This is a genomic window from Clostridium sp. KNHs205 (genome assembly GCF_000702945.1).
GTDB lineage: Bacteria > Bacillota > Clostridia > Lachnospirales > Lachnospiraceae > Anaerocolumna.
This window is the reverse complement of record NZ_JNLE01000003.1, coordinates 3,845,242-3,868,852: the sequence shown is the minus strand read 5'-3', so window position 1 is coordinate 3,868,852 and position 23,611 is coordinate 3,845,242. Positions and strand designations below refer to the sequence as shown.

Genomic DNA, 23,611 nt, shown 5'->3' with positions numbered 1-23,611 from the left:
GCAGGTTGTGAGAAAGGCATGGTATTAATATGACAAGTAAACAAAGATCCTATCTGAAAGGTCTTGCCATGAATATCGATTCCGTATTTCAAGTAGGTAAATCAAGCCTCACACCGGAGCTTACCCAAGGTCTGGAAGAGGTACTTGAAACAAGGGAACTTATAAAGGTAACTGTACTGAAAAACTGCCTGGACGATCCCCGTGAAATTGCGCAGGTAGTTGCAGAACGTACCCATTCTGAAGTAGTTCAGGTAATAGGAAAGAAATTTGTTCTCTACAGAGAATCAAAAACCAAGAAAAAGATTGAACTGCCAAAAGAAGCAAAAGGAAAGAAAGAATAAATAGTAACCGTTTTGACTATCAGAAGAGAGGCATGGCTTATGAAAGTAGGAATTATGGGCGGAACTTTTAATCCCATTCATATGGCGCATTTGATACTGGCACAAAGCTCTTTGGAACAGCTGGGGCTACAAAAAATTCTATTTATGCCCTCGAAGAGACCGCCTCATAAGCGAAATGACTTGATAGCAGATGACAAACACAGAGAGAAAATGGTGGAGCTGGCCATTCAGAATAACTCCTCTTTTGAATTGTCAAGAATGGAGTTGTTAAGAGAGGGTACCACCTACACCTCAGATACCTTACAGCAGTTAACCCAGGATAATCCGGATATAACCTATTATTTTATAATGGGTGCAGATTCCCTGTTCCAGTTGGAAAACTGGTGGGAACCGGAGGTAATACTGAAACTTGCCCATATTGTGGCAGCTGTAAGGGGGCAGGAGACAAGAGAAGAATTAAAAGCTCAGGCAGAGCATCTGACTGCAAAGTTTCATGCTAATATTCATATACTGAATACACCTTATCTGGATATTGCCTCTCATGAATTAAGAGATAAGCTATCAAAAGGGAACTCTATTCGATATATGGTTCCTGAGGCAGTATATGAATATATCAGGGAGCATCAGCTTTATACAGGAAAAGAGCAGAAAAATGATGGAAAATTTGTTTCAGTTGGAGAAGAGATTAGGTGAGATACTGCCAAGAAAAAGGTTTATGCATTCAATGGGAGTAATGACCACGGCCTTTTCCATGGCAATTACCTTTAAAGAAGATTACGAAAAGGCTGCCATCGCAGGATTAATGCATGATTGTGCAAAATACATGACAGGTGAGGAAATGCTTTTGGAATGTTATAAGAATAACATTCCTGTTAAACCGGTAGAAAGGCTTAAGCCCGACCTGCTTCATGCCAAATTAGGAGCATTCTACGCGAAAAATGTATATAATATTGTAGATGAGGAAATCCTTTCTGCTATTACCTGGCATACAACCGGTAAACCGGATATGTCAAAGCTTGAAAAGATTATATTCGTAGCCGATTATATAGAGCCAAATCGATCCTCATCCACTATTCCTGAGTTGGACTGCATTCGAAAATTATCCTTTCAAAATCTGGAGGATGCCGTATGTAAGATCTTAGGCGATACCGTAAGATATCTTGAGCAAAGTGGTTTTGCCATTGATGAAACAACAGCATTAACCTATGATTATTATAAAGGAAATTATGTGAAGTAAAGGAGTATTAATGAATACAGCAAAAGAAATCGCAAAATTGACCTATAAAGCTTTAGACGATAAAAAAGCAGAAGATATAAAAGTTATTGAAATCGGTAATATTACTGTTATAGCAGACTATTTTATCATTGCCAACGGAACCAACTCTTCACAGGTTCAGGCTTTGGTTGATAATGTAATGGAAGAGTTATCTAAGAACGGACATGAACCAAAGAGAATTGAAGGTGTCAGATCTGCAAGCTGGATCTTAATGGATTACGGCGATGTAGTTGTTCATATCTTTTCAAAAGAAGACCGCCTTTTCTACGACTTAGAGCGTATCTGGAGAGATGGAAAGGTAGTTGAGAAAGAACAGCTGTTTATTTAGTAAATAAAAAATATATGTGGTACTATTAATACAGGTACTGTATGTTACTTCCAGAATTGGTTTCTGGCAGTAACATACAGTACCTTTTTTCGTGGAGTTTTTTCTGGTCTTAAAGTTCCCAAAGTTTATTTTCTTCATACTATAGAATAAAAGGGTTTACCATGATAAACTCTTGCACTTAAATTTTATCGGTGCATTTATTGAGACTTCCTAAGCATAGTCAGCTAGTAATCTAAAAAGTAACGCAGAAAGGAACGGTATAGAATGGATTTTACAGTCAAAGATGTACTTCGGCTTATCAGGAGATATTTCATCCTGATATCAGTATGTACGTTTGCAGGCCTTTCTCTCAGTTTTCTTGTTAACAAATTTATGATTGACAAGACTTATACAGCTTCAGCTTCATTTTACGTAAGTACAGCAGACAGTACCCTCACAAATTTGTCTGAGTTGGATTATGCTCAGAAAATAGCAGAAACCTATATCAATTTTTTAAATACGAGACAGTTCTTCCTAAAAGTCATTGAATTAAGTGATCTTCCCTATACCATGCAGGAGCTGCAAGCCATGACAACCATAAGTACCATTCGGAATACGGAAATATTCAGTATCACATTAACCAGTAAGAACCCGGATGATTCCTATAACCTAGTCAAAAGTATGGAAACAGTAGCTCCCCTGTTAATTAAAAATATAAAGTCCAATGTAATTATCAGTGTAGTTGACCCAGTGGCATATCCCACCAGCCCCTCCGGTCCCAATACTCTGTTAAATACATTACTGGGAGGAATTGTTACAGGATTTGGAGTATTTATTTTAGTTATATTAAAGGAAATACTTAACATTAAGGTAGCAAATCAGGGAGATTTGCTGAAACATTATGACATTCCGCTTCTGGGCAGTATACCTCATACCTCTGGAAAAGCTAACTATACAAGAGGTATTAGAAATTCAACTTTTTTTAAAATTTTAGCTGAAAGATTTGGATATAATGAAACTGTAAGTACAACACTAAATGATGAAAGTACATTTCTGGTATCGGAAAGTTATAAAGCTTTGCGTACAAATCTTAGATTTTCAGTTCGAAAAGATGGTTGTAAAAAGATACTGATAACCAGCCCGGCACCGGAGGATGGAAAAAGCACTACCAGCATTAATCTATCCATAGTTCTGTCACAGGCAGGCAATAAAGTTCTATTGATTGACTGTGACCTAAGAAAAGGCAGAACTCATCACTTTTTTAAAGCAAAAAGTTCCCCAGGTCTCAGTGATTGCCTTTCAAATATGAATACTACGAGAGAAGTAATCCAAACAACACCCTATAATAATCTTTATAGCATACCCATGGGGTCAATTCCTCCAAACCCTTCTGAACTCTTAGGCAGCAAGCAAATGGAAGCACTAATAAAAGAGCTGGAAAGTGAATATGATTATATTATATTAGATACGCCTCCGGTGAATGTAGTAGCCGATTCACTTAGTTTTATTAAGAATACAGACGGAGCCATACTTGTAATCAGAGAAGGAAAGACTTCCTATCCGGAAATCGAAAATGTATTGATGAAATACCGATATGCAAAAGCGAATATCCTCGGCTTTGTTTTAAATGGTGTATCGGTGAAGGAATTGGGGATTAATAAATCCAAATACTACTATTACCACAGATCTGAAGGCAATAAATAGGAGATAGGCAGTAGAAGTGACAAGCGATTATGAATCCTCGGATTAATTAACAATTGCGTAATATTATACGCAGGAATGGAGGTAATAATGATTGATATGCACACACACATACTGCCTGGTATAGATGACGGAGCCACTACCCAGGAAGAAGCCATAATGCTGACGGAATATCTGCATAGGCAGCAGGTTACGCAAGCTGTCTGCACACCGCATTTTTATCCCATGGAAGGAACCATGGAGAATTTTCTGCTAAACCGTTCAAAAGCTATGGAGGCAGTAAATCACAGTAAGATACATTTAATAGCTGGAAGTGAGACCTATCTGCATAGGTATCTATTCCACTACACGGATTTAAAACCCTTATGTATAGAGAATACAAACTATCTTCTGTTGGAATTCCCTGATATGAAGGTATGGAATATGGAGTACATGAATGACCTTGATGAAATAATCGGATACTATAATATTAATCCCATAATTGCTCATATAGACCGTTACAGGCCACTTATGAGAAGCAAGAAGCTTTTAAAAGTACTGAAACAAAAAGGATGCCTTCTACAGTTAAATGTTTCGGCCTTATCAGATTCTGGTACCAGGAGGAGAGCATTAAAACTAATAGAAGAGGAATATGTAGATTTGTTGGGAAGTGACTGCCATAATTTATCCTACAGGCCTCCTAATATTAAGGAGGCCCAGAAAATTATCTTTCATAAATTAGGTGAAAATACCTGGGATAAATTAATGATTAATGCTAAGAAAGTAATTGAGCCAAAAACTATCCTGGAGACACCAAAGGTTCTTGAATCCATAACAGTGATTGAGCCAATAAAGGTTTAAAACATGCGGAACAGACCAATAACTTTACCCAGAATCTCTAATTCCTTCAGAATAATAGGTTCCATGGTATCATTTTCTGGCTGAAGGCGATAATAATCCTTTTCTTTATAGAAGGTCTTTACAGTAACGGAGTCTTCAATTAAAGCTACTACGAAGTCTCCGTTCACTGCGTGAGACTGCTTCTGGACAAGAATCTGGTCACCGTCGAAAATTCCGGCATTTATCATGCTCTCGCCTTTCACTTTAAGCATAAAGGTTTCTTCGTTAGGCATATATTCTGTTGGTATAGGGAAATATCCTTCAATATTCTCAACAGCAAGTATAGGCTGTCCGGCTGTAATTGTTCCTACGATCGGTACGCTGACCATCTCTCTTTTCGCCAGATTAAAAGTGTCATCAGTTATTTCTATGGCCCTTGGTTTTGACGGATCTCGTCTTATGTAGCCATTCTTCTCCAATGTTTCAAGATGGGAATGAACGGAGGAAGTGGATTTTAACTTAACTGCTTCACATATCTCCCTAACGGCAGGCGGATAACCCTTAGATAAAGTCTGGCTTTTTAGATATTCCAGAATCTCTCTTTGTTTAGGACTGATTTTACCATAACTCATTATATTTCCTCCATTAATAGCTTGCATTCTAATATTCTATTTGTATGAAAAATTCTTTTACTTTCATTGTCATCATTATAACACGATTTTTCTGGAAATGCAAAACTTATGTTCGCTTCTTTGTAAAAATTGCTAGAAAATTAAAAAAATATCGTTGACAAACAAATGTTTGGGTATTATAATCAGGATAACAAAACAAATGTTCGCAACATATGTTCGTTTTATTGTTCGGTGTAATATAAGACAAGCCCGTAAGAAACGAAATAGCTGCACTTTCTTTATCAATAAGATAAGTATAACAGGAGGATCATATTATGAACCAGATGTCATTATCCTTATTAAACAGCCCGTTTTTATTGCTTTATAATCACATTAAGTCTAAGAGGAATTACCTTGTATTGTCTGGATTCTGTATAGCTGTTATATTGGTAATATCACTTCTTTTGTTATCGACAAATGTAAATGCAGAGAAGCTGCAGAGCTCAACTAAACATATAACCAGTATTCAGATAGAGAAAGGTGATACTTTATGGAGTATCGCAAGTCAATACATAACAGATGATTACGATAATATGAATGAATATATCAAAGAGATAAAGAAGACAAACGGTCTTACCTCAGACACCATTCACGAAGGTAAGTATCTTGTAATACCATACTATGCACAAGGGGAATAGGTTTATTAAAACCCATGAACCGTCTTGTTCCTTCAAAATACACCACTATAAGAACTGCCGCAAGAAGTTGTCTATGATAATATCTATCTATGACAAAGAGCTTGCGGCAGTTTCTTTTTGTGGCAAAAAGCTGGTTTTGTCATACTATTGAAATAGGGAAGAACCCTTTTTAAATAAATTATGGATAGTGAGGTATAGGTTATGAGTTTGGCTGAAGATTTATCCGAAAGAAAAGAAAGTCTGGCCGTCATAGGATTGGGGTATGTAGGTATGCCCCTGGCCCTGGCTTTCTCAAAAACATATAATGTTATCGGTTTTGACATTAGTGCTGAGGTTATTAATAAATATAGAAATGGAATAGATCCAACCAAAGAAGTAGGGAATAAAGCCATTCAGGAAGCTAACATAGAATTCACATATGATGAAGAAAAACTTAAGGAGGCAAAATTTCATATTATTGCTGTACCTACACCAGTTAATATTCACAAGACACCGGATCTTGCACCTGTTGAAGCAGCCAGTGAAATAGTCGGCAGGAATTTAAAAAAGGGTTCTATTATTGTATATGAATCCACTGTTTACCCAGGCGTAACGGAAGAGGTGTGTGTACCTATATTGAACAGAGCTTCCGGAATGATCTGCGGCAAAGATTTTAAAGTGGGATATTCACCAGAACGAATTAATCCCGGAGATAAGGTTCACCGTCTTGAGAATATCAGAAAGATTGTATCTGGTATGGATGAGGAAACCTTACAGGAGGTCGCAGCAGTTTATGAAGAAATTATTGAAGCGGGTGTTGTAAGAGTAAGCAGCATTAAGGTTGCAGAAGCCGCTAAGGTGGTTGAGAACAGCCAGAGAGATATTAATATAGCGTTTATGAACGAACTGGCAATGGTGTTTGACCGTATGCAGATAGATACAAAGGAAGTGATTGAAGCAATGAGTACCAAATGGAACGCTCTTAGCTTTTATCCGGGGCTTGTAGGAGGGCATTGTATCGGTGTGGATCCTTATTATTTTATATATGAAGCTGAACGTTTAGGCTATCATTCACAGATTATTCTGTCCGGCAGAAAGATAAATGACGGTATGGGTGAATTTGTAGCAGATAATATTATAAAGAAACTGATACTGACAAATAAACCGGTTAAGAACAGTAAAGTTGTAATTTTAGGTATTACCTTCAAGGAAAACTGTCCGGATATCAGAAATACGAAAGTATTGGATATAATAGATAAACTTAGGGAATATGGCTTAGATCCCATAATTACCGATCCCCTGGCAGACAAGGCTGAAACCAAACGCCATTATAATATCGAGCTTATCGACAGGCAGGATATCAAGGAAGCGGATTGCCTGGTATTTGCTGTAGCACATGACGAATATTTAAGATTAACGGAAAATGAAATTAAAGACATGTATACAGCCGGAAGTGCAGAGGAAAAGGTGATTATAGATGTAAAAGGAATACTTGATAAAAATAAATGGAGCTCTGAAGGCTACCAATTTTGGAGACTATAAAATGGCAGGGGATAAGGTTCTGATTATCGGTAAATACGGTTTTATAGGCAGTTCCCTGGCTGAATGGCTGCGAAGAAATGCATATGCTGTAACAAGTGTCTCCGCCAGAAATGAAGAATGGCGAACACTAGACCTGTCCGAGTATAAAACTATTATCAATGCTTCTGGTATCGCTCATAGGAAAGAAGAAAGAAAAAACAGAAGTATATACTATCAGGTAAACAGAGATCAGGTACTGGAATCAGCAAAGAAAGCTAAAGCAAACGGAGTTAGCCAGTATATTTACATCAGCAGTATGAATGTTTACGGAGATACCGGAAAAACAGTTAACAGAAATACCTCCATTAAGCCTGACAGCCTCTATGGCAAGAGTAAACGGGAAGGAGAAACCGCTATATTAGCTTTAGAGGATAGTAATTTTAGTATAGCAATTATAAGACCGCCGGTTGTATATGGCTATGGCTGTAAAGGAAATATACGAATCCTGCTGAAAGCCGCAAAATACCTTTTTATTTTTCCGTGCTATCCTAATCGGCGCAGTATGGTTGACATAATAAATTTATGTGAACTGATTCGAATTATCATTGATAAAAATGACAGAGGAATATACCATCCTCAAAATAAAGATTATATTTCAACCTGGAAAATGCTTCAGACCATTGCGTCCTACAATGGGAGGAAAATCCACCCCATAAAAGTCTTTAATCCGATTATTACCTTTTTAATACCCAAGGTAGGCTTTATCAAAAAAATTTTTGGTGATGACTGCTACGAAAGAGATTTATCAGATTATGAAAACTTTGATTACTGTATTAGAGGATATGAGGAATCAATTAAAGAAATGGTAGAAAAAGAAAATTCTTCGAAGATATAACTCTGAAGATCTGTCAAATCAGAGAGTGCTTTAAAGATTTAGTTACAAGCAACTGTAAATTCTGTAACATGTTATTGAATAAAAAAACAGGCCCATGAGGACCTGTTTTTTTATTTAGGTATCTCTGCGAAGTCTGCAAAGCAGCCATCCGGCAAAACCAGCGATAACACCCAGGATAGCACCCACTATAAGGGCGAGAAGGATATATCTTCTTGTAAACTGCAAGCAGTCAAAGGATGCATTTAAAATTGAGAAATTCGTAATGTCCTTGAAAACAAACAGTCCGAAAATATTTATCCAATAGATAATTAAACTAAAAATCAGGGATGTGTAAATGCTGCTGGTTTTATGACAGAAAGCGATTAGTCGGAAGATTCTGTCGGCAAAAATACCGGGTACAATAATGATTAAAAACATCGTAAAAATATCCAAACCTATAAATGGCATTTAAATTCCAGCTCCTCTCTAAACTTTGATTCATTGGGTAAAAAAGCTACCATGTAGTTTCCTAATATCTTATGCGCTTAAAATCCAAATGTTACTTAAATCGACAGATTTTAATGCATCAGCATGCCTCATTTTGTCACAATGAGATTCATAAGGAATATATTAATACTAGTAAGGGTAAAGGGGGTGATCCGGTTGAAGGGTTATGTGGCAGGAGCAGGTAATAAACCGTTCTCCATTACAAGTGAATTACTGGGACGAAAACCGGTTTACTTTGCAGAAGAGAAAGATGAGAATTATCTAAAGGATAAGGTGATTCTTGTAACAGGCGGTGGCGGAACCATAGGCTCGGAAGTCTGCCGGCAAGCTGCTAAGAGCAAACCGAAACAACTTATCATATTAGATAATTACGAGAATACAACATATGAACTGCAGCAGGAATTAAGCAGTATGATAAAAAATCTGGACCTGAAGGTGGAGATAGCTTCCGTTCAGGATATTGCTGCTATTGATCATATCTTCAATAAATATCATCCTCAACTGGTATTCCATGCAGCCGCCCATAAACACGTTCCATTAATGGAAGATTGCCCGGCAGAGGCAATCAAAAACAATATTTTTGGAACCTACAATGTTGTGATGGCCGCAAGAACATATAAAACAGAGAAATTTGTATTGATATCTACGGATAAAGCAGTTAATCCCACAAATATCATGGGAGCCAGTAAAAGATTCTGTGAAATGATACTTCAGAGTATGAAATTTTGTAAAGAGACCAGATTTGCAGCGGTAAGATTCGGTAATGTTCTAGGTTCAAACGGTTCCGTCATTCCTCTGTTTCAGACACAGATAGCCAGAGGAGGTCCGGTTACCGTAACTGATAAAAAGGTTACACGTTATTTTATGACAGTAGAAGAGGCTGCATCCCTGGTACTAAAAGCAGGAGAAATGGCCAGAAGCTCTGAAATTTATATACTGGATATGGGAAATCCAATCAGTATTTTAAAGTTAGCGGAGGATCTGATAAAGCTTAACGGTTATATTCCTTACAGTGATATCGAGATAGTTGAAACCGGTTTAAGACCAGGAGAAAAGTTGTACGAAGAGATTTTGACAAATAGAGATGAACTCATTGCAACGGTTAATCATAAGATATTTATTGAAAAACAAGAAGAAATAGGGCTGCCCTGTATATTAAATTCCATGAAGCAGTTAAAGGAAGCAATAGAGTCAGATTCAGCAGAAATAATCAGAGAAACCTTAAAGACCATTGTACCAACCTTTAAAGATCCTGAGACAATCAATGGATAATGGAAGTAATACAGTTTAAGTTATGCAATTAATAGGAATAAGCAGCCAAAGCAGAGGCCAGACAGGTATGAACTATTTATTTGTTGTTGCACATCCTGACGATGAAGTGCTGGGAGCAGGTGCTTTCATTCATAAAATTACTGCAGAGGGAAACAAAGCAGAAGTCTGCATACTATGCGGTGAAGCCGGAGCGAGAAAAAATCGTCCCGGGATACAGAAACTTTATAAGGATATCGTAAGTTGCTGCCGTATTCTTGGAGTTCATAAGGTCTATCTTGGCAAGTTTCCCAACATAGAATTTAACACGGTTCCTCATCTTAAACTTGTAAAATTCATTGAAGAAATCTTGACAGTAACACAGGCTGATATGGTGTTTACTCATCATCCGGCTGATATGAATAATGACCATTATTATACCTCAATTGCCTGCCAGGCGGCAGTAAGATTGTTTCAGAGAAAAGAAAACATAAAACCATTAAAAGAACTGCTTTATATGGAGATTCCTTCTTCAACAGAATGGAATCTAAATCCAACACTTCCTCCCTTTACTCCCAATGTTTTTGTGGAGGTAAAAGAAGAGGGTATCGATACAAAAATTAAAGCACTATCCCAATATGAAGGGGTTATGCGTCCTTACCCCCACCCTCGCAGTGAAGAAGCAATAAAAGGTTTAGCAGCATATCGTGGCAGCCAGGCAGGACTACTACTGGCAGAAGCCTTTGAAGGTGCTTTTCGAAGAATATTTTAAAGAGTATAAACCGTTTGAAGAAATGACTTAAAAGCATAAAGAGGCAGTAAGCAGCAGACGGGAGGTAATTCTGGTTGTTATGACAGGCATCTATGAAAGATATATGAAACAAAAGCTTGAGAAGTCAGTAAGTGCAGTACTTTTAATCCTATTCTGGCCTTTACTTCTCATAATAGCAGTCAGTATTAAGTTAGAAGATGGAGGAAAAGTTATCTTTACCCAATCCAGGCTTGGTAAAGATAAAAAACCGTTTAAAATATATAAATTCAGAACAATGAAAGAAAATCATGAAAATCCTGATACAAGAGCATACCAGGGAGATTCCAGGATAACACCTATCGGTAGAATACTTAGAAAAACCAGTTTAGATGAACTTCCTCAACTTTTTAATATCTTAAAAGGAGATATGGCAATAGTTGGCCCCAGACCCATTCTGGAAGAAGAAGCAGAATTTAAAATAGAAGGTTATTCTTATGATAAGCGGTTTTCTGTACTTCCTGGCTTATTTTGCTCCATAGATATGAAATACCGGGCAAAAGCGGATAGAGAGAAGCAATTTAGAATGGATGTTGCTTATGTTGAAAATATCACATTAAAAAGTGACTTTATTATCGTTATAAAGACTGCAGTAACAGTGCTTAAAGGAAGTAATGTATATGCTGACCCGCAGGACAGATAACCTCTGGTCCTGTTTGGCGGCGGAAAGAGGTAAGCATGAGAATCGCTATCCATCAGCCGGATTATATTCCCTATCTGGGTCATTTTTATAAGATATCCAAAGCTGATCTGTTTGTATATCTGGATGATGTTCAGTTTTCCAATAATAATATGCATCATAGAAATGATATTAAGACTCCGCAGGGAAGAAAAAGGCTGACGATTCCTTTAGATTATCATTTTAAGGATAATATTAACAAGGTACGTACAAAAGATGAAATGGGCTGGAAAGAAAAGCATCTGGCTCTTATAACTGCCAATTATAAACACTGTAAGTATTATAATGATATCTTTCCTATGATAAAAGAACTGCTGCTTGCCAAATATGAAAGTCTTGCAGATATGAATATAACAATAAACCGTTTCATCCTGGCAGGCTTCGGACTAAGAACTGCTATTGTAAAGTCATCGGAATTAAATATCCATAGCGTAAAAGAAGAGCGGATTCTGGATATCTGCTCATTGCTCCATGCAAACGAATACTATTCAGGACTTGGTGCAAAGAATTATCAAAAGAGTGAGAACTTTGAGAAAAAAGGAATTACTCTGACCTATACGGATTATAAGCCCTTCTACTATCCGCAGCAATGGGGGGCTTTTGAAGAGAATCTGTCAGTATTGGATTTTCTGTTTTCCTGCGGTTTTGATTGGAACAGAGTGCTGGAGGAGAGGAAAAAATGAAGATTATCGTCGCAGCCAGTTTTGGACCCTCTCTGACAAATTTCAGAGGAGATTTCATTAAGGAAATGGTTAATGCAGGCAATGAAGTGACCTGTATTTCCATTGAGAGTACGGAGGATATGAAAGCGCAAGTAGAGAAATTAGGCTCTGATTATATATCAACAGGAGGCAGCAGAACAGGTACTGGTATTATAGAGAACCTTAAGCTTTTCTGGAGTTATATAAGGATAATCAAGAGAATAAAACCGGATATCTGTTTCTTATATATGGCTAAACCTATTGTATTCGGAGGAATTGCTTCGATATTCCTAAGGGTCAGAAAGATATATCCCTTCGTAACCGGTCTTGAAACAGCCTTTTACGGGAAAGGAATTAATAATTTACTTATTCGCAGGATATTGTGCGGCTTCTACCGGATTATCTTTCATTTCAGTAAGACCTGTTTCTTTATGAATCAGGATGACTATGACAGAATGATATCCATGAGATTAATAAGAAGAGGCAAAGGTGTTCTGGTCAATGGCTCAGGAGTTAATATGAACTATTTTTCAAAGCTTCCCCTGCCGGAGAAGGCTTGTATTCTTATGACTGCCAGGCTGGTAGAGGGAAAAGGAATCAGAGAATACTTTAAGGCAGCCTTCCAGTTAAAAAGGAAATACGAAGGTATTGAATTTCTGCTGGTTGGCGGTCTGGATGAACATAAAGAAGCAATCAGTGAGGAAGAGCTTAAGCACCTTCTGTCGGAAGGTGCGGTTACTTATTGTGGTTACGCAGAAGATGTCAGGCCTTATCTTAACCGTTGTTCCATATTTGTATTACCATCCTATCATGAAGGTAACGGTAAGAGTATTGTTGAAGCAATGGCAGCCGGCCGGCCAATAGTTACAACCGATGTTCCAGGCTGCAGAGAAACGGTGGTTGACGGGTATAACGGCTTTCTGGTCAAAGCCAGGGACAGTGAAGCACTAGCCAAAGGGTTGGAGCTTCTGATTCAGAACGGAAAACTTCGTGAAGTTATGGGAGAGTACTCCTATCAGTTGTGTAAGGAGAAGTTTGAAGTAAAACACATAAATAAAATACTGCTTACAGAGATGGGACTGCTGCAAAAAGAATAGTGTACGATAACAACTGGTACTGCTTCAAGGCAGAACTGGAATCAATAGAAGGAGGGAGCTATGAAAAGAGTAATTTTGGGTTTATATTACAGCCTCCCGGTGTTTCTTCAGAACGCTGCAATCAGCCTGTACGGCCTTGTTCTTTATTTCAGCAGGTATTCAGGTGATTACAAGAAATATCGTAAGCTTTTTGTAAGCCGTAAACATCTAAACTTAAGAGAGGAAAGGCATATACAGAACAAGAGATTTTTAAAACTGCTGTCTTATGCTGTTGAGAATAGTCCCTTTTACAAAGAGTTTTATAAGGGAATCTCTCTGAAGGAGATTAAATCAGCTGAGGATATCCATAGGTTACCGATTCTGACGAAGGATATTCTAAGGGATAATATCGAGCGTATCTATACCATACCAAATTACAGAAGCTTAACCTTTCATACCGGTGGAACTACGGGTATTCCGGTAAAGGTCAGAAAGAGAAAGCAGGATGTTCAGCAGAGAATGGCATATTTGGATGCTTATAAACAAAGCTTTGGTTTTACCAGCAATAAAATGAGGGCAGCACGATTTACAGGAAGAAAGATAGTAAAGGATAAACCAGCAAAACCAGTATTCTGGAGAAATAATTATACCTTACGGCAAAGGCTTTATTCCACCTATCATCTTTCGGAAGAGAACCTGTTATTGTATGTGAAAGATTTAAACCGTTATAAACCTCAATCCATTGAAGGTTTTGTTTCTGCAATCTATACTGTTGCCAAATACATGGAAGAGAAGGGGTTAAAGCCTGAATTTATACCAAAAGCAGTATTTACAACCTCAGAAACCGTACTTCCTTATCACAGAGAAACCATAGAAAAAGTTTTTGGCTGTCCCTTAACCGATCAATATGCCTCCAATGAAGGAGCACCCTTTATTATACAATGTCCCTTTGGAGCATACCATGAAGCAATAGATACCGGAATCTTTGAACATATTCCGGCTAAGGAGGGTACAAGAATTCTGGTTACGGGTTTTGATACCTTTGGTACACCTTTAATACGGTATGACATTGGAGATGTGATTAGTGAGGGAGGAGAGAAATGTCCCTGCGGCAGTGTTCATCCGGTTATAAAGAGAATCGAAGGAAGAGAAGCAGATTTCATTACCACAAAAGGCGGTACTTTCAGCCAGGTTCAGCTATCCTATCTGGTAAGCAGTCTGCATTCACATATAAAGCAGATGCAGTTTCAGCTTAAGAGTGACGGTTCCCTTATCATCCTGTGCCAGCCGGTAAGGAACAAACTGAACAGAAAAGACACGGGAATAGTTGAAAAGAATATAAGAGAATTTCTTGGACAGGAGACAGTGTTTACGTTAGAGTTTACAGACAATATCAGCAGGACCGCCAGCGGAAAATACAGACTTATTCTAAAGGACGAACAAAATTAACACATTTAATGAAATAAATATAAGGAGGTTATATGGAAGAAAAGGTATTGGTAAGTGTCATCATACCGGTTTATCAAGCCGAAAAATACCTTCTGCGCTGTGTGCAGAGTGTAAGAGAACAAACCTATAAAAATCTTGAAATCTTATTAATAGATGACGGGTCCACAGACAAAAGTCCTGTCATCTGCGAGAATTTGGCATTACTGGACAAAAGAATAACTACTGTACATCAGAAAAACGGTGGAATATCAGCTGCAAGAAACAAAGGACTTCAACTTGCAAAGGGTACGTATATTACATTTTTAGATAGTGATGACTTTCTTCATCACCAATTTATTAAGTATCTGCTGTGGTTATGTCTGAAAAATAAAGCACAGATTGCAGAAGCCAGAATGGCTACTGGGTCGGCTTCTGATTTTTTTGGCGTTAAGGTAAAGGGTGCTATGCATGTCTATGACAGGAAACAGGCCATTTTAAGCAGAAAAATGAAATCCGGAGTTGCCGGTAAGCTTTACCGGAGAGAGCTTTTTAATGAGCTGGAATTTCCGGTAAGTGATCATTTTAATTATGAGGATGAGGCTCTTGTTTATCAATTAACCTATCGTTGTGAACGAGTAGTCTATTCTGAAAAGCCGCTTTATTATTGCTATCAGAACCAGCAGAGTGTAACCAGAAATGATAATCCGTATAAATCTACGGATTTCTATGGAGTACTTACGGACAGGATTCAGTTTTTTATGGAAATCGACAAGGAGCTATTAGAGCACTCCTATGAGTATTTCTGTATAAACCTCATACGGTTTTATATTATCTGTAAAAGTGATCCCAACAATAAGAATGATATGGAAGCCCTTCTTAAGCTGTACGAGAAGATGTACTTTAAGGCATTGTACAGCAGTGTTACCCCAATTACCTACAAGCTGATGTTTACTTGCTTTTATCTGTCCCCGGAGCTTAGCGCGCGAATTGCCAATATGATTTTGCTGCCTGTAAAAAAGAGATTTAAGAGGTGACTTTCAACGAAGGGAGGTGGTTACCATGAATTTATTACTTCTGACAGAAGAAGCCTGGAATGATAAAATGTATCCCAATAATGTAATGACTAATTGGTTTGGGAATTATGATGATAACCTTGCAAATATTTACCTGGCTTCCGGTTCACCATATAATTCCTGTTGCAGCCAATATTTTCAATTAACGGATAAAATGGCTGTAACCAGCAGATTCATGAAAAAGAACAAAGGTAAGTGGTTAATCAACCGTACCTTTTCAGAAAAAGGGACAAAAGCCGGTGCTGTTGTAAAGGTAAATAGCAGTGGAAGGAGCCTTAGGTATCTTAAGTATCTGAAAGCGGCAGCAGGCGGGCCAATGAGATTGCTGCGGGATTTTGTCTGGTTACACAGCAAATGGGAGGGAACACTCCTTACTGATTTTCTGGCAGCTTATAAACCGGATGTTATTTTCAGTCTGCGGTTTTACTCAAGACGGATGCTTTACATGGAGAAGCTGCTTCATGAAATGACAGGAGCTCCTGTAGTAGTATTTACGGGAGACGACGAATACTCCTTAAAGCAGCTTAATCTGTCACCCTTTTATTGGGGGCGGAAGCTATTGTTTCGGCAGGAATTAAGAAGAAATGCTATGTTTTATGAAAAATTCTATACCCTTTCCTTAGCTCAGTCAAAGAAAATATCAGAAGAATTGGGTGTTGCAAGCGAAGTACTTTATAAAGGAGGAGAGTTTCCTGAAAAATTTACCCCTAAGGCTGTTTCCACCCCTGTCAGAATCGTATACGCCGGAAGACTGTACTGTAACCGTGACAAAATACTAATGGCAATAGCAAAGGCATTATCAGAAATTAATAAAGACGAAATTAAAATGATTCTTCACATATATACAAAGGATAGTTTCAGTAAGAAGCAATCCAGATTGCTGGAGGAGAATAATGCCGTAGTTCTTAAAGGATTTATTACTGCAGACAGATTGAAGGAAGTATATAAGGAAGCAGATATTGCACTTCATGCAGAAAGTTTTGATATCAGGTACCGGTGGCTTTTAAGATATTCCTTTTCTACCAAAATCGTTGACTGCCTTGGCTCCACTTGTGCTGTGCTGGCGGTAGGACATAGCGAAAATGAGGGAATAAGGTATTTAAGAAGGAACCGTGGAGCAATATGTATTCAAAGAAAAAGAGAAATTTACCCAGTGCTGTCACAAATAGCACGTCATCCCGATAGAATAACATTATATCAAAAAAAAGCCTGGGAGCTGGGGGTAAAAGCACATCGAATCGAAGCTGTAAGAAACAAGCTTAATTCTGCGCTTACCTCTATTGCCAAAAAGTAAGTTATAATAGCTGGTGCTTTCAGTTTACAGGCTGTGGGAAAGGTATGGTTTCATGAAGATTCTGGTGACTGGGCACAGTGGATTTTTAGGGCGAAATCTCATAGAGGCCCTTAAATCCTCCGGGCAGGAACAGCATAAGATTTACACTTATGATAAATCAGATTCACTGGATAAGTTAGAGGAGTATACTAAGGACTGTGATTTTGTATTTCACCTTGCTGCTGTCCATCGTCCGGACAGAAAAGAAGAGTTTCTGGAAGTAAATCTTGAATTCTTTAAGACACTGTTAGCATATCTGCAGAAATATCATAATCCCAGCCCGGTACTGTATACCTCCTCCATTCAGGCAGCTCAGGATACAGATTATGCCAGGAGTAAACGATTAGCAGAAGAAGCCTTAGCAACACATGGGCGTATTAACAACAGCAGAACGATTATCTACCGTCTTACCAATACCTTTGGAAAGTGGGCAAAACCCTGTGCTCATTCTGTAGTAGCTACCTTTTGTTATCTTGTAGCCAGAGATCAGGAAATCACAATTCATAATCCGGATACGGTGATGAATTTTTACTATATAGATGATGTGATAACTTCTTTTCTCAGACATTTAAAGGAAGAAGTGCCTCCTAAAGAAGACGGTTATTATCGTTTAGAGGAGGATTGCCTTTATAGTATCACCTTAAAGGAACTTGCAGAAATAATAACCGGTTTTCGATTACAGAGACAAGGGCAATATTTGCCTGCTGTAGGTGACAGCCTGGTCAAGAGACTTTACAGTACTTATTTAAGTTATCTGCCCCTTACGGAGCTTGCAGTGCCTTTACCCGCTCATTCAGATAGCAGAGGAAGCTTTATGGAAATCTTCAAAACGGACAATAGGGGGCAGTTTTCCTTAAACATTACCAAACCCGGAATCAAGAAGGGGGAACATTACCACAACACGAAATGTGAGAGGTTCCTTGTTATTTCCGGTACAGCAAAGATACAGCTTCGCAGAACCGATTCCGATGAAATTACAGAGTATTACCTCACAGGGGAAGAACCAAGGTTCCTGGAGATTCCGCCGGGTGTCACCCATAATCTGATTAATACAGGTGATACAGACCTATATACACTTATATGGGCCAATGAAGTATTTGATTCATTAAATCCGGATACTTATTTTTGTCCCGTTATTCCTTCGGTATAGAGAGCATGTGAAACTCATTTCAGTTATCAAACGTCCTAAAGATATTCAGTTCAGCAGAAATAGAAGGGAGAGGCCTATGTTTGCAGATAAAGTACTGCTTATTACCGGAGGAACCGGTTCTTTCGGCAATGCAGTCCTGGACCGTTTCTTGGATAGCGACATCGGTGAGATCAGGATATTTTCAAGAGATGAAAAGAAACAGGACGATATGAGGCATCAATACCATTCGCCTAAAATCAAGTATTATATCGGAGATGTGAGATCTCCCAGTACCTTAAAGGAAGCCTTTTATGGTGTTGATTACGTCTTTCACAGTGCAGCACTTAAACAGGTGCCTTCCTGCGAATTTTTTCCCATGGAGGCAGTTAAAACCAATATAATAGGCACAGATAATGTTCTGAATGCAGCAATAGAAGCCGGGGTGAAAAAGGTTATCTGCCTTTCTACAGACAAAGCAGCTTATCCCATAAATGCTATGGGTACCTCAAAGGCTATGATGGAGAAGGTAATGGTTGCAAAGGCCAGAATGCTCTCAGAAGATAAAATTCAGATATGTGGTACCCGCTATGGTAATGTAGCTTGTTCCAGAGGTTCGGTAATTCCTCTTTTTGTAGAGCAGATAAAGGCTGGTGAACCCCTTACTGTTACCGAACCGGAAATGACCAGATTTATAATGACTCTGGAAGAGGCAGTAGAGCTTGTGGTTTTCGCTTTTGAATTTGGAAGCAGCGGAGATATCCTGGTACAAAAAGCACCTGCCTGCACCGTAAAGACCCTGGCCTTAGCACTATGTGAATTGTTTTCTTATAAAGAAGGAATTAAAATAATCGGCATGCGTCATGGGGAAAAGATGTATGAAACGCTCTTAACCAGAGAAGAGAGCCGTTTTGCCAAGGATATGGGTAATTACTACTGTATCCCTCCGGATAACAGAGACTTAAATTATGACAGCTATATGACCAAAGGAATGAAGAAGAAAAGAGTGAAGGAATTTAATTCGGATAACGCTAATCAGTTAGGGGTTAAGGAAATGCAGGAAAAATTATTAACGATACCTTATATCCAGAAGGAACTTTCCAAATACAAAGAAGTTTAAAGGATATTTGCTCTGCTAAAGGAATAGAATGGTAGAAAGTATGGTTAGGGCGTATTTGAAAACTCATTGTATCGTTATGAGTTTTCAAGAACACCCAGGTTAAGGACAGCTATGAAAGTTCTCGTAACAGGCGCAGGCGGTTTTCTTGGCAGTCATTTGATATCCGCCCTGCAAGAGATGAAAGAGATTATACTACTGGAATGCTATCATAGCACCGAAGAAGCTGCACTTTGGGATTATCTTTCTGAATGCGACTTTATCTATCATCTTGCAGGTGTGAATCGGCCATTAAATGAAGCAGATTTTATAGAGGGAAATATTGAATTCACCAGAAAGCTTACAGGATATTTAGAGGCCTGTAAAAGGAACTGCCCGGTGCTGTATGCATCCTCCGTTCATGCACAAAGCGGTACACCCTACGGTATCAGTAAAAAAGCAGCTGAAGACCTGTTAAGTGATTATCAGAACACTACAGGAGGACAGGTTTATATCTATCGGCTTACAAATATCTTCGGTTCAAAAGCCAGACCGAATTATAATTCCGTTGTTGCTACCTTCTGCTATAATATCTCCCATGGACTGCCAATAACCATTCATGACAGAAACACCAGACTGACGCTGTGTTATGTTGAAGATGTGGTAGAGGAGTTTCTTCAATTGCTTAAACCGAAGGATTCCATAGAGAGGAAATACTATTCCATAACAAAGGAATACGAGATAAACCTGGGAGTACTTGCTGAAACCTTGTATTCCTTCTCGAAAGGCAGGAGGCTGGAGGAATGTAAGACAGATCTTGAAAAAAAGTTATATGCTACTTACAGCAGTTACAGCTGCTCTGAGCCTGTTTCGGATACGTATGGAGGTAAGGATGAAAGTTCTTCTGATTAATGAAGTTTACGGAATATTAAGTACCGGCAGAACGGTAAAAGAACTGAGTGAAGGTATAATAAGACAGGGGGATGAATGTCTTATAGCAACTGCCTATGGTATGAAGGATAAGGAAGAGATTAGAAAGATGCGCAGGAAAGGGCACTACATTATTGGATTCCTGGCGGACAGAAAGCTCCATGCCCTCTGTTCTAGAATAACCGGTCTGCAAGGTTATTTCTCACATATTCCTACCCTGGGTCTGTTAAGATACATAAAGAAAAAGAAACCGGATATCGTACAGCTTGAAAATGTTCATGGTAATTATCTTAATTTAAATATGCTGCTTAATTTTTTGGCAAAAGAAGATATCCCGACAGTTTTATTATTACATGACTGCTGGTTCTATACCGGCAGGTGCACGCACTATACTGTCAACGGATGTTATCAGTGGCGGGAAGAATGTAAGAAATGTCCCAATAACAGGAATACTCCTCCAAGCTGGTTCTTTGACCGTTGTAACAAAATGTGGAAGGATAAAAAAGAAAATTTTCAAAAAATTAACAAACTTGCAGTTGTCGGAGTGTCCGACTGGATTACCAACCAGGCTAAATGCTCTTTTTTAAAAGATGCGTGCCTGATTAAGCGAATTTATAATTGGATTGACTTTGATAATTTTAAACCAATGGATTCCGCGGATATCAGAAAGGATCTGCAATTGGAGGACAAATTCGTAATTTTATCCGTAGCTTCCCTATGGGATAATACGAAAGGGCTGAAAGGTTTTCTTAAACTGGCGGAAAAACTGCAGGAAGAAGCTCAAAGGAAAGCGGGAAATGCGGATTATAAAGAATGTGTGCTGCTTATGGTGGGAAGTATTCCGGAGGATACGGAGGTACCAAATAATGTACAGCTAATTCCAAGAACCAACAGTCTTGTAAGCCTTGCAAGGCTTTATAATGCTGCTGATGTATATATTTCCTTGTCGAAAGAGGAATCCTTCGGTAAGACCATCGCCGAAGCACTTGCCTGCGGAACACCGGCTATTACTTTTTCTGCTACTGCCTTACCGGAATTGGTAGGTAAGAACTGCGGATATCTTGTAGCGGACAATACACTGAGAAGTGTTTATAAAGGCCTCTGTAAGATTAGAAGCAAAGGAAAGGCTTTTTATTCAGAAGCCTGTACAGACTATGCCAGAAGATATTTTTCAATGGAAGAGAATGTGAAGGAGTATCAAAATGTTTACAAAAGGCTGATTACTAAAACACCTTGAAAAAGCAAATTGAAAATAAACTTATACTATTAAGACAGACACTATTTACTTTTCTGCACATATCCTAACAAAGGAGTGATAAACAGGGAGGTATTATATGCTTGTATATATTTTTTTGCTGTCGATGCTTGCTTTTTCAGCTTTGTTTACGCTCAGAAAACCGGTTTATGAGAAGGAGTCAGTAACCGGAAAAAATGTTCCGGTACTCTTTTTTTCCTGTGTCTTAATCTATCTTGTGATGATATTAAAAGCCTCTCTTACCGGTGATTATAGCAGATACGCAGATAATTTTTATGATTCGGTAAATAGAACTATTGAGTTTTATTGGGAACGTAAGATTGATCCGGGTTTTTATATTTTTACGAAGATTATAGGTGAAATTAACTACAGTTCCGTTTTCTACTTTGCTGTGACCTCAGCAATTATGTGCATCAGTCTGTTTATTTTTATCAGACGATATGGTGATTATAAGAGATATGCCATATATTTCTATCTTACTATAGGTCTCTTTGCTTTTACACTTGCCGGTCTTCGACAAGCACTTGCAATGTCTATCTGTTTATTTGCTTATGAAGCTGCAAGAAAAAAGAAGCTTATTCCATTTCTTTTACTTATCGCATTAGCCTATCCCTTCCATAAATCTGCGCTATTGTTTATACCTGCCTTTTTCATAGCACAGGTTCCCTGGAAAAAGAAATACCATCTGATTATTCTGGCAGTTTATGCTGCCATCGGACTTTCATTTACCAGAATTCATTCAATGGTTGCTAATTGGCTGGGCTATGATTACAGTATTGAGCAAACCGGAAATGGCGGCATATTTTTATTAATATTGCTGCTTATTGGATTCCTTGGAATCATCTATCGAAAAGAGCTATTTGAACGTTACAACGACAGTGTATTTTTTTTGAATATGCATATGGCCGTAATTCTTATCTGGCTGTTACGAATGTTCACCAGAACTGTGGAAAGACCAGCGCTGTACTATTTGTACGCAAGTATTATACTAATGGACCGCATCCTGTCTTTGAAGAGTGAAAATGCAGATAAAGAAAATACAAGGAAATGTCTTGTATTACTATCGGTGGTATTCTTTGGGTTATTGTTTATTTACAGAACCTTAAGGGATGGCAATCTTGTGCCGTATATATGGATTTTCGATATTTAATCAAATATTAAATAGTGGTGTCTGGAGGGGTATAATTGAAAGAATCAAAAATTGATATTGCTGTATTAATGATATTCTTTGCACGGCCTGCTAACTTTGAAAAGGTCTTTGAAGTTGTGAAAGAAGCAAGACCATCAAAGCTGTACCTGTATCAGGACGGTCCGAGAAAAGGAAGGGCAGATGATCTCTCCGGCATTATTAAATGCAGGGCAATAGCCTTTGATATTGATTGGAACTGTGAAATACATACGTATTTTCAAAGTGAGAATATGGGCTGTGATCCTTCCGAATATATAGCTCAGAAGTGGATGTTTCAAACCGAAGAGTATGGAATCGTATTAGAGGATGACGATGTTCCGTCCTTAAGTTTCTTCCCTTTCTGCAAGGAATTGCTGATAAAATATAAGGACGATGAAAGAATAAACATGATCTGCGGTATGAATAATACCGGCGTCTGTGAATATACCCCTTATGATTATCTGTTTACAACCTCCGGCTCCATCTGTGGCTGGGCTTCCTGGAAAAGGGTAGTTGACACCTGGGACGGGGAGTACTCCATCTTAAAAGACCCTTATAATCTATTGCAATTAAAGAGTTATATGGATACTTTCACTGATGGAAGCAGTCTGGTTAAGAATTTGAAGCTGCACCGCAATTCAGGGATACCTCATTATGAGTCAATATTAGGTTCCAGCATGCATTTAAATCACAGACTTAATATTGTGCCTTCTAAAAACATGATTTCCAATATCGGAATATCAGCAGATGCTACCCATTCTGTTGCAGACATTCGAATGATACCGGGTGGAATCCGAAGAATATTTTACATGGAAACCTATGAACTTGAATTTCCTTTAAAACATCCTCCTTATGTATTAGAAGATTATGAATTTTTAAACCGCATCGACAGAATTATGGGCAGAGGTCACCCTCTCATTCGATTGTACCGTAAGTTCTTAAGTATAATCCTTCGTTTAAAATACAAGGATTACAAAGGATTAAAGCAGAGTATACTCAGTAAATTTAAAAGAAAATCTAAACTAAAATAAACAATCAATTATTTCTTGAAGCATA

General features: G+C 38.2%; 25 protein-coding genes. 23 read left to right on the top strand and 2 right to left on the bottom strand.

The annotated features are described in order from the left end of the window. Positions 1-29 precede the first annotated feature (29 nt). From yhbY to BR73_RS0115905, 6 genes are all read left to right on the top strand, one after another. The gene (gene yhbY / locus BR73_RS0115930; RefSeq protein ID WP_033166339.1) at positions 30-341 is read left to right on the top strand and encodes a ribosome assembly RNA-binding protein YhbY; all 312 of its coding nucleotides are present in this window, start codon (positions 30-32) and stop codon (positions 339-341) included. Positions 342-380: 39 nt separating this feature from the next. Continuing rightward, the gene (gene nadD, locus BR73_RS0115925) at positions 381-1,034 is read left to right on the top strand and encodes a nicotinate-nucleotide adenylyltransferase (protein ID WP_033166338.1); all 654 of its coding nucleotides are present in this window, start codon (positions 381-383) and stop codon (positions 1,032-1,034) included. Then, positions 994-1,578, top strand: coding sequence for a bis(5'-nucleosyl)-tetraphosphatase (symmetrical) YqeK (yqeK, locus tag BR73_RS0115920; RefSeq protein ID WP_033166337.1), 585 nt, complete (start codon positions 994-996; stop codon positions 1,576-1,578). The genes nadD and yqeK overlap by 41 nt, the downstream gene beginning before the upstream one ends. A gap of 10 nt (positions 1,579-1,588) precedes the next feature. Beyond that, positions 1,589-1,945: a ribosome silencing factor gene (gene rsfS / locus BR73_RS0115915; protein WP_033166336.1), complete on the top strand. Its 357-nt coding sequence runs from the start codon at positions 1,589-1,591 to the stop codon at positions 1,943-1,945. A gap of 264 nt (positions 1,946-2,209) precedes the next feature. Further along, on the top strand, positions 2,210-3,628 hold the full coding sequence (locus tag BR73_RS27525) for a polysaccharide biosynthesis tyrosine autokinase (RefSeq protein ID WP_051685245.1): 1,419 nt from the start codon (positions 2,210-2,212) through the stop codon (positions 3,626-3,628). An 87-nt stretch (positions 3,629-3,715) separates the two neighbouring features. Further along, positions 3,716-4,465 (top strand): CpsB/CapC family capsule biosynthesis tyrosine phosphatase, encoded by a 750-nt coding sequence (locus BR73_RS0115905; protein WP_033166335.1) that lies wholly within the window; start codon positions 3,716-3,718, stop codon positions 4,463-4,465. On the opposite strand, the gene lexA is transcribed toward BR73_RS0115905, so the two are convergent. Beyond that, on the bottom strand, positions 4,462-5,076 hold the full coding sequence (gene lexA, locus BR73_RS0115900; RefSeq protein ID WP_033166334.1) for a transcriptional repressor LexA: 615 nt from the start codon (positions 5,074-5,076) through the stop codon (positions 4,462-4,464). The two genes, BR73_RS0115905 and lexA, sit on opposite strands and share 4 nt — an antisense overlap. 314 nt (positions 5,077-5,390) lie before the next feature. On the opposite strand from lexA, the gene BR73_RS0115895 reads away from it, so the two are divergent. The 3 genes from BR73_RS0115895 to BR73_RS0115885 all read left to right on the top strand — a co-directional run bounded on the left by BR73_RS0115895 (position 5,391) and on the right by BR73_RS0115885 (position 8,148). Beyond that, positions 5,391-5,753 (top strand): LysM peptidoglycan-binding domain-containing protein, encoded by a 363-nt coding sequence (locus BR73_RS0115895; RefSeq protein ID WP_051685244.1) that lies wholly within the window; start codon positions 5,391-5,393, stop codon positions 5,751-5,753. Between the two features lie 201 nt (positions 5,754-5,954). Beyond that, complete coding sequence (locus tag BR73_RS0115890) at positions 5,955-7,274, top strand: nucleotide sugar dehydrogenase (protein WP_033166333.1); 1,320 nt, start codon at positions 5,955-5,957, stop codon at positions 7,272-7,274. Beyond that, complete coding sequence (locus tag BR73_RS0115885) at positions 7,225-8,148, top strand: NAD-dependent epimerase/dehydratase family protein (protein ID WP_051685243.1); 924 nt, start codon at positions 7,225-7,227, stop codon at positions 8,146-8,148. The genes BR73_RS0115890 and BR73_RS0115885 overlap by 50 nt, the downstream gene beginning before the upstream one ends. A 114-nt stretch (positions 8,149-8,262) precedes the next feature. On the opposite strand, the gene BR73_RS0115880 is transcribed toward BR73_RS0115885, so the two are convergent. Further along, a complete protein-coding gene (locus tag BR73_RS0115880) occupies positions 8,263-8,595 on the bottom strand; it encodes a hypothetical protein (protein WP_051685242.1) in 333 nt (110 codons plus the stop codon). A gap of 195 nt (positions 8,596-8,790) precedes the next feature. Between BR73_RS0115880 and BR73_RS0115875 the strand changes: the two genes are divergently transcribed. The 14 genes from BR73_RS0115875 to BR73_RS0115810 all read left to right on the top strand — a co-directional run bounded on the left by BR73_RS0115875 (position 8,791) and on the right by BR73_RS0115810 (position 23,586). After that, the gene (locus tag BR73_RS0115875; RefSeq protein ID WP_051685241.1) at positions 8,791-9,906 is read left to right on the top strand and encodes a polysaccharide biosynthesis protein; all 1,116 of its coding nucleotides are present in this window, start codon (positions 8,791-8,793) and stop codon (positions 9,904-9,906) included. A gap of 67 nt (positions 9,907-9,973) precedes the next feature. Next, positions 9,974-10,654 carry a PIG-L deacetylase family protein gene (locus BR73_RS0115870; RefSeq protein ID WP_033167518.1) on the top strand — a complete coding sequence of 227 codons (681 nt, stop codon included), beginning with the start codon at positions 9,974-9,976 and terminating at the stop codon, positions 10,652-10,654. Between the two features lie 79 nt (positions 10,655-10,733). Then, entirely contained in the window at positions 10,734-11,333 is a 600-nt protein-coding gene (locus tag BR73_RS0115865) for a sugar transferase (RefSeq protein WP_033166332.1), read from the top strand. A gap of 35 nt (positions 11,334-11,368) precedes the next feature. Continuing rightward, positions 11,369-12,052 (top strand): WbqC family protein, encoded by a 684-nt coding sequence (locus tag BR73_RS0115860; RefSeq protein WP_033166331.1) that lies wholly within the window; start codon positions 11,369-11,371, stop codon positions 12,050-12,052. Further along, positions 12,049-13,167: a glycosyltransferase family 4 protein gene (locus BR73_RS0115855; protein ID WP_033166330.1), complete on the top strand. Its 1,119-nt coding sequence runs from the start codon at positions 12,049-12,051 to the stop codon at positions 13,165-13,167. Before BR73_RS0115860 ends, BR73_RS0115855 begins: the two co-directional genes overlap by 4 nt. A gap of 60 nt (positions 13,168-13,227) precedes the next feature. Further along, the gene (locus BR73_RS0115850) at positions 13,228-14,595 is read left to right on the top strand and encodes a phenylacetate--CoA ligase family protein (protein WP_033166329.1); all 1,368 of its coding nucleotides are present in this window, start codon (positions 13,228-13,230) and stop codon (positions 14,593-14,595) included. A 32-nt stretch (positions 14,596-14,627) separates the two neighbouring features. Continuing rightward, a complete protein-coding gene (locus BR73_RS0115845; protein WP_051685240.1) occupies positions 14,628-15,608 on the top strand; it encodes a glycosyltransferase family 2 protein in 981 nt (326 codons plus the stop codon). Positions 15,609-15,633: 25 nt separating this feature from the next. Continuing rightward, the gene (locus BR73_RS0115840) at positions 15,634-16,941 is read left to right on the top strand and encodes a glycosyltransferase (RefSeq protein ID WP_033166328.1); all 1,308 of its coding nucleotides are present in this window, start codon (positions 15,634-15,636) and stop codon (positions 16,939-16,941) included. Positions 16,942-16,993: 52 nt separating this feature from the next. Then, positions 16,994-18,130: an NAD-dependent epimerase/dehydratase family protein gene (locus BR73_RS0115835; protein ID WP_033166327.1), complete on the top strand. Its 1,137-nt coding sequence runs from the start codon at positions 16,994-16,996 to the stop codon at positions 18,128-18,130. A gap of 76 nt (positions 18,131-18,206) precedes the next feature. Beyond that, positions 18,207-19,226: a polysaccharide biosynthesis protein gene (locus BR73_RS0115830; protein ID WP_033166326.1), complete on the top strand. Its 1,020-nt coding sequence runs from the start codon at positions 18,207-18,209 to the stop codon at positions 19,224-19,226. A gap of 111 nt (positions 19,227-19,337) precedes the next feature. Beyond that, positions 19,338-20,114 (top strand): NAD-dependent epimerase/dehydratase family protein, encoded by a 777-nt coding sequence (locus BR73_RS0115825; RefSeq protein WP_051685239.1) that lies wholly within the window; start codon positions 19,338-19,340, stop codon positions 20,112-20,114. Next, positions 20,095-21,369 (top strand): glycosyltransferase, encoded by a 1,275-nt coding sequence (locus BR73_RS0115820; protein WP_033166325.1) that lies wholly within the window; start codon positions 20,095-20,097, stop codon positions 21,367-21,369. Before BR73_RS0115825 ends, BR73_RS0115820 begins: the two co-directional genes overlap by 20 nt. A gap of 97 nt (positions 21,370-21,466) precedes the next feature. Then, positions 21,467-22,537 carry an EpsG family protein gene (locus BR73_RS0115815; RefSeq protein ID WP_033166324.1) on the top strand — a complete coding sequence of 357 codons (1,071 nt, stop codon included), beginning with the start codon at positions 21,467-21,469 and terminating at the stop codon, positions 22,535-22,537. A 35-nt stretch (positions 22,538-22,572) separates the two neighbouring features. After that, complete coding sequence (locus tag BR73_RS0115810; RefSeq protein ID WP_033166323.1) at positions 22,573-23,586, top strand: hypothetical protein; 1,014 nt, start codon at positions 22,573-22,575, stop codon at positions 23,584-23,586. The last annotated feature ends 25 nt before the right edge of the window (positions 23,587-23,611 follow it).

What these genes read in the sequence shown, in the direction of transcription:
- yhbY (WP_033166339.1), top strand. Translation starts at nt 30, where the DNA reads ATGACAAGTAAACAAAGATCCTATCTGAAAGGTCTTGCCATGAATATC.
- nadD (WP_033166338.1), top strand. Translation starts at nt 381, where the DNA reads ATGAAAGTAGGAATTATGGGCGGAACTTTTAATCCCATTCATATGGCG.
- yqeK (WP_033166337.1), top strand. Translation starts at nt 994, where the DNA reads ATGATGGAAAATTTGTTTCAGTTGGAGAAGAGATTAGGTGAGATACTG.
- rsfS (WP_033166336.1), top strand. Translation starts at nt 1,589, where the DNA reads ATGAATACAGCAAAAGAAATCGCAAAATTGACCTATAAAGCTTTAGAC.
- BR73_RS27525 (WP_051685245.1), top strand. Translation starts at nt 2,210, where the DNA reads ATGGATTTTACAGTCAAAGATGTACTTCGGCTTATCAGGAGATATTTC.
- BR73_RS0115905 (WP_033166335.1), top strand. Translation starts at nt 3,716, where the DNA reads ATGATTGATATGCACACACACATACTGCCTGGTATAGATGACGGAGCC.
- lexA (WP_033166334.1), bottom strand. Translation starts at nt 5,076, where the DNA reads ATGAGTTATGGTAAAATCAGTCCTAAACAAAGAGAGATTCTGGAATAT.
- BR73_RS0115895 (WP_051685244.1), top strand. Translation starts at nt 5,391, where the DNA reads ATGAACCAGATGTCATTATCCTTATTAAACAGCCCGTTTTTATTGCTT.
- BR73_RS0115890 (WP_033166333.1), top strand. Translation starts at nt 5,955, where the DNA reads ATGAGTTTGGCTGAAGATTTATCCGAAAGAAAAGAAAGTCTGGCCGTC.
- BR73_RS0115880 (WP_051685242.1), bottom strand. Translation starts at nt 8,595, where the DNA reads ATGCCATTTATAGGTTTGGATATTTTTACGATGTTTTTAATCATTATT.
- BR73_RS0115870 (WP_033167518.1), top strand. Translation starts at nt 9,974, where the DNA reads ATGAACTATTTATTTGTTGTTGCACATCCTGACGATGAAGTGCTGGGA.
- BR73_RS0115865 (WP_033166332.1), top strand. Translation starts at nt 10,734, where the DNA reads ATGACAGGCATCTATGAAAGATATATGAAACAAAAGCTTGAGAAGTCA.
- BR73_RS0115860 (WP_033166331.1), top strand. Translation starts at nt 11,369, where the DNA reads ATGAGAATCGCTATCCATCAGCCGGATTATATTCCCTATCTGGGTCAT.
- BR73_RS0115855 (WP_033166330.1), top strand. Translation starts at nt 12,049, where the DNA reads ATGAAGATTATCGTCGCAGCCAGTTTTGGACCCTCTCTGACAAATTTC.
- BR73_RS0115850 (WP_033166329.1), top strand. Translation starts at nt 13,228, where the DNA reads ATGAAAAGAGTAATTTTGGGTTTATATTACAGCCTCCCGGTGTTTCTT.
- BR73_RS0115845 (WP_051685240.1), top strand. Translation starts at nt 14,628, where the DNA reads ATGGAAGAAAAGGTATTGGTAAGTGTCATCATACCGGTTTATCAAGCC.
- BR73_RS0115840 (WP_033166328.1), top strand. Translation starts at nt 15,634, where the DNA reads ATGAATTTATTACTTCTGACAGAAGAAGCCTGGAATGATAAAATGTAT.
- BR73_RS0115835 (WP_033166327.1), top strand. Translation starts at nt 16,994, where the DNA reads ATGAAGATTCTGGTGACTGGGCACAGTGGATTTTTAGGGCGAAATCTC.
- BR73_RS0115830 (WP_033166326.1), top strand. Translation starts at nt 18,207, where the DNA reads ATGTTTGCAGATAAAGTACTGCTTATTACCGGAGGAACCGGTTCTTTC.
- BR73_RS0115825 (WP_051685239.1), top strand. Translation starts at nt 19,338, where the DNA reads ATGAAAGTTCTCGTAACAGGCGCAGGCGGTTTTCTTGGCAGTCATTTG.
- BR73_RS0115820 (WP_033166325.1), top strand. Translation starts at nt 20,095, where the DNA reads ATGAAAGTTCTTCTGATTAATGAAGTTTACGGAATATTAAGTACCGGC.
- BR73_RS0115815 (WP_033166324.1), top strand. Translation starts at nt 21,467, where the DNA reads ATGCTTGTATATATTTTTTTGCTGTCGATGCTTGCTTTTTCAGCTTTG.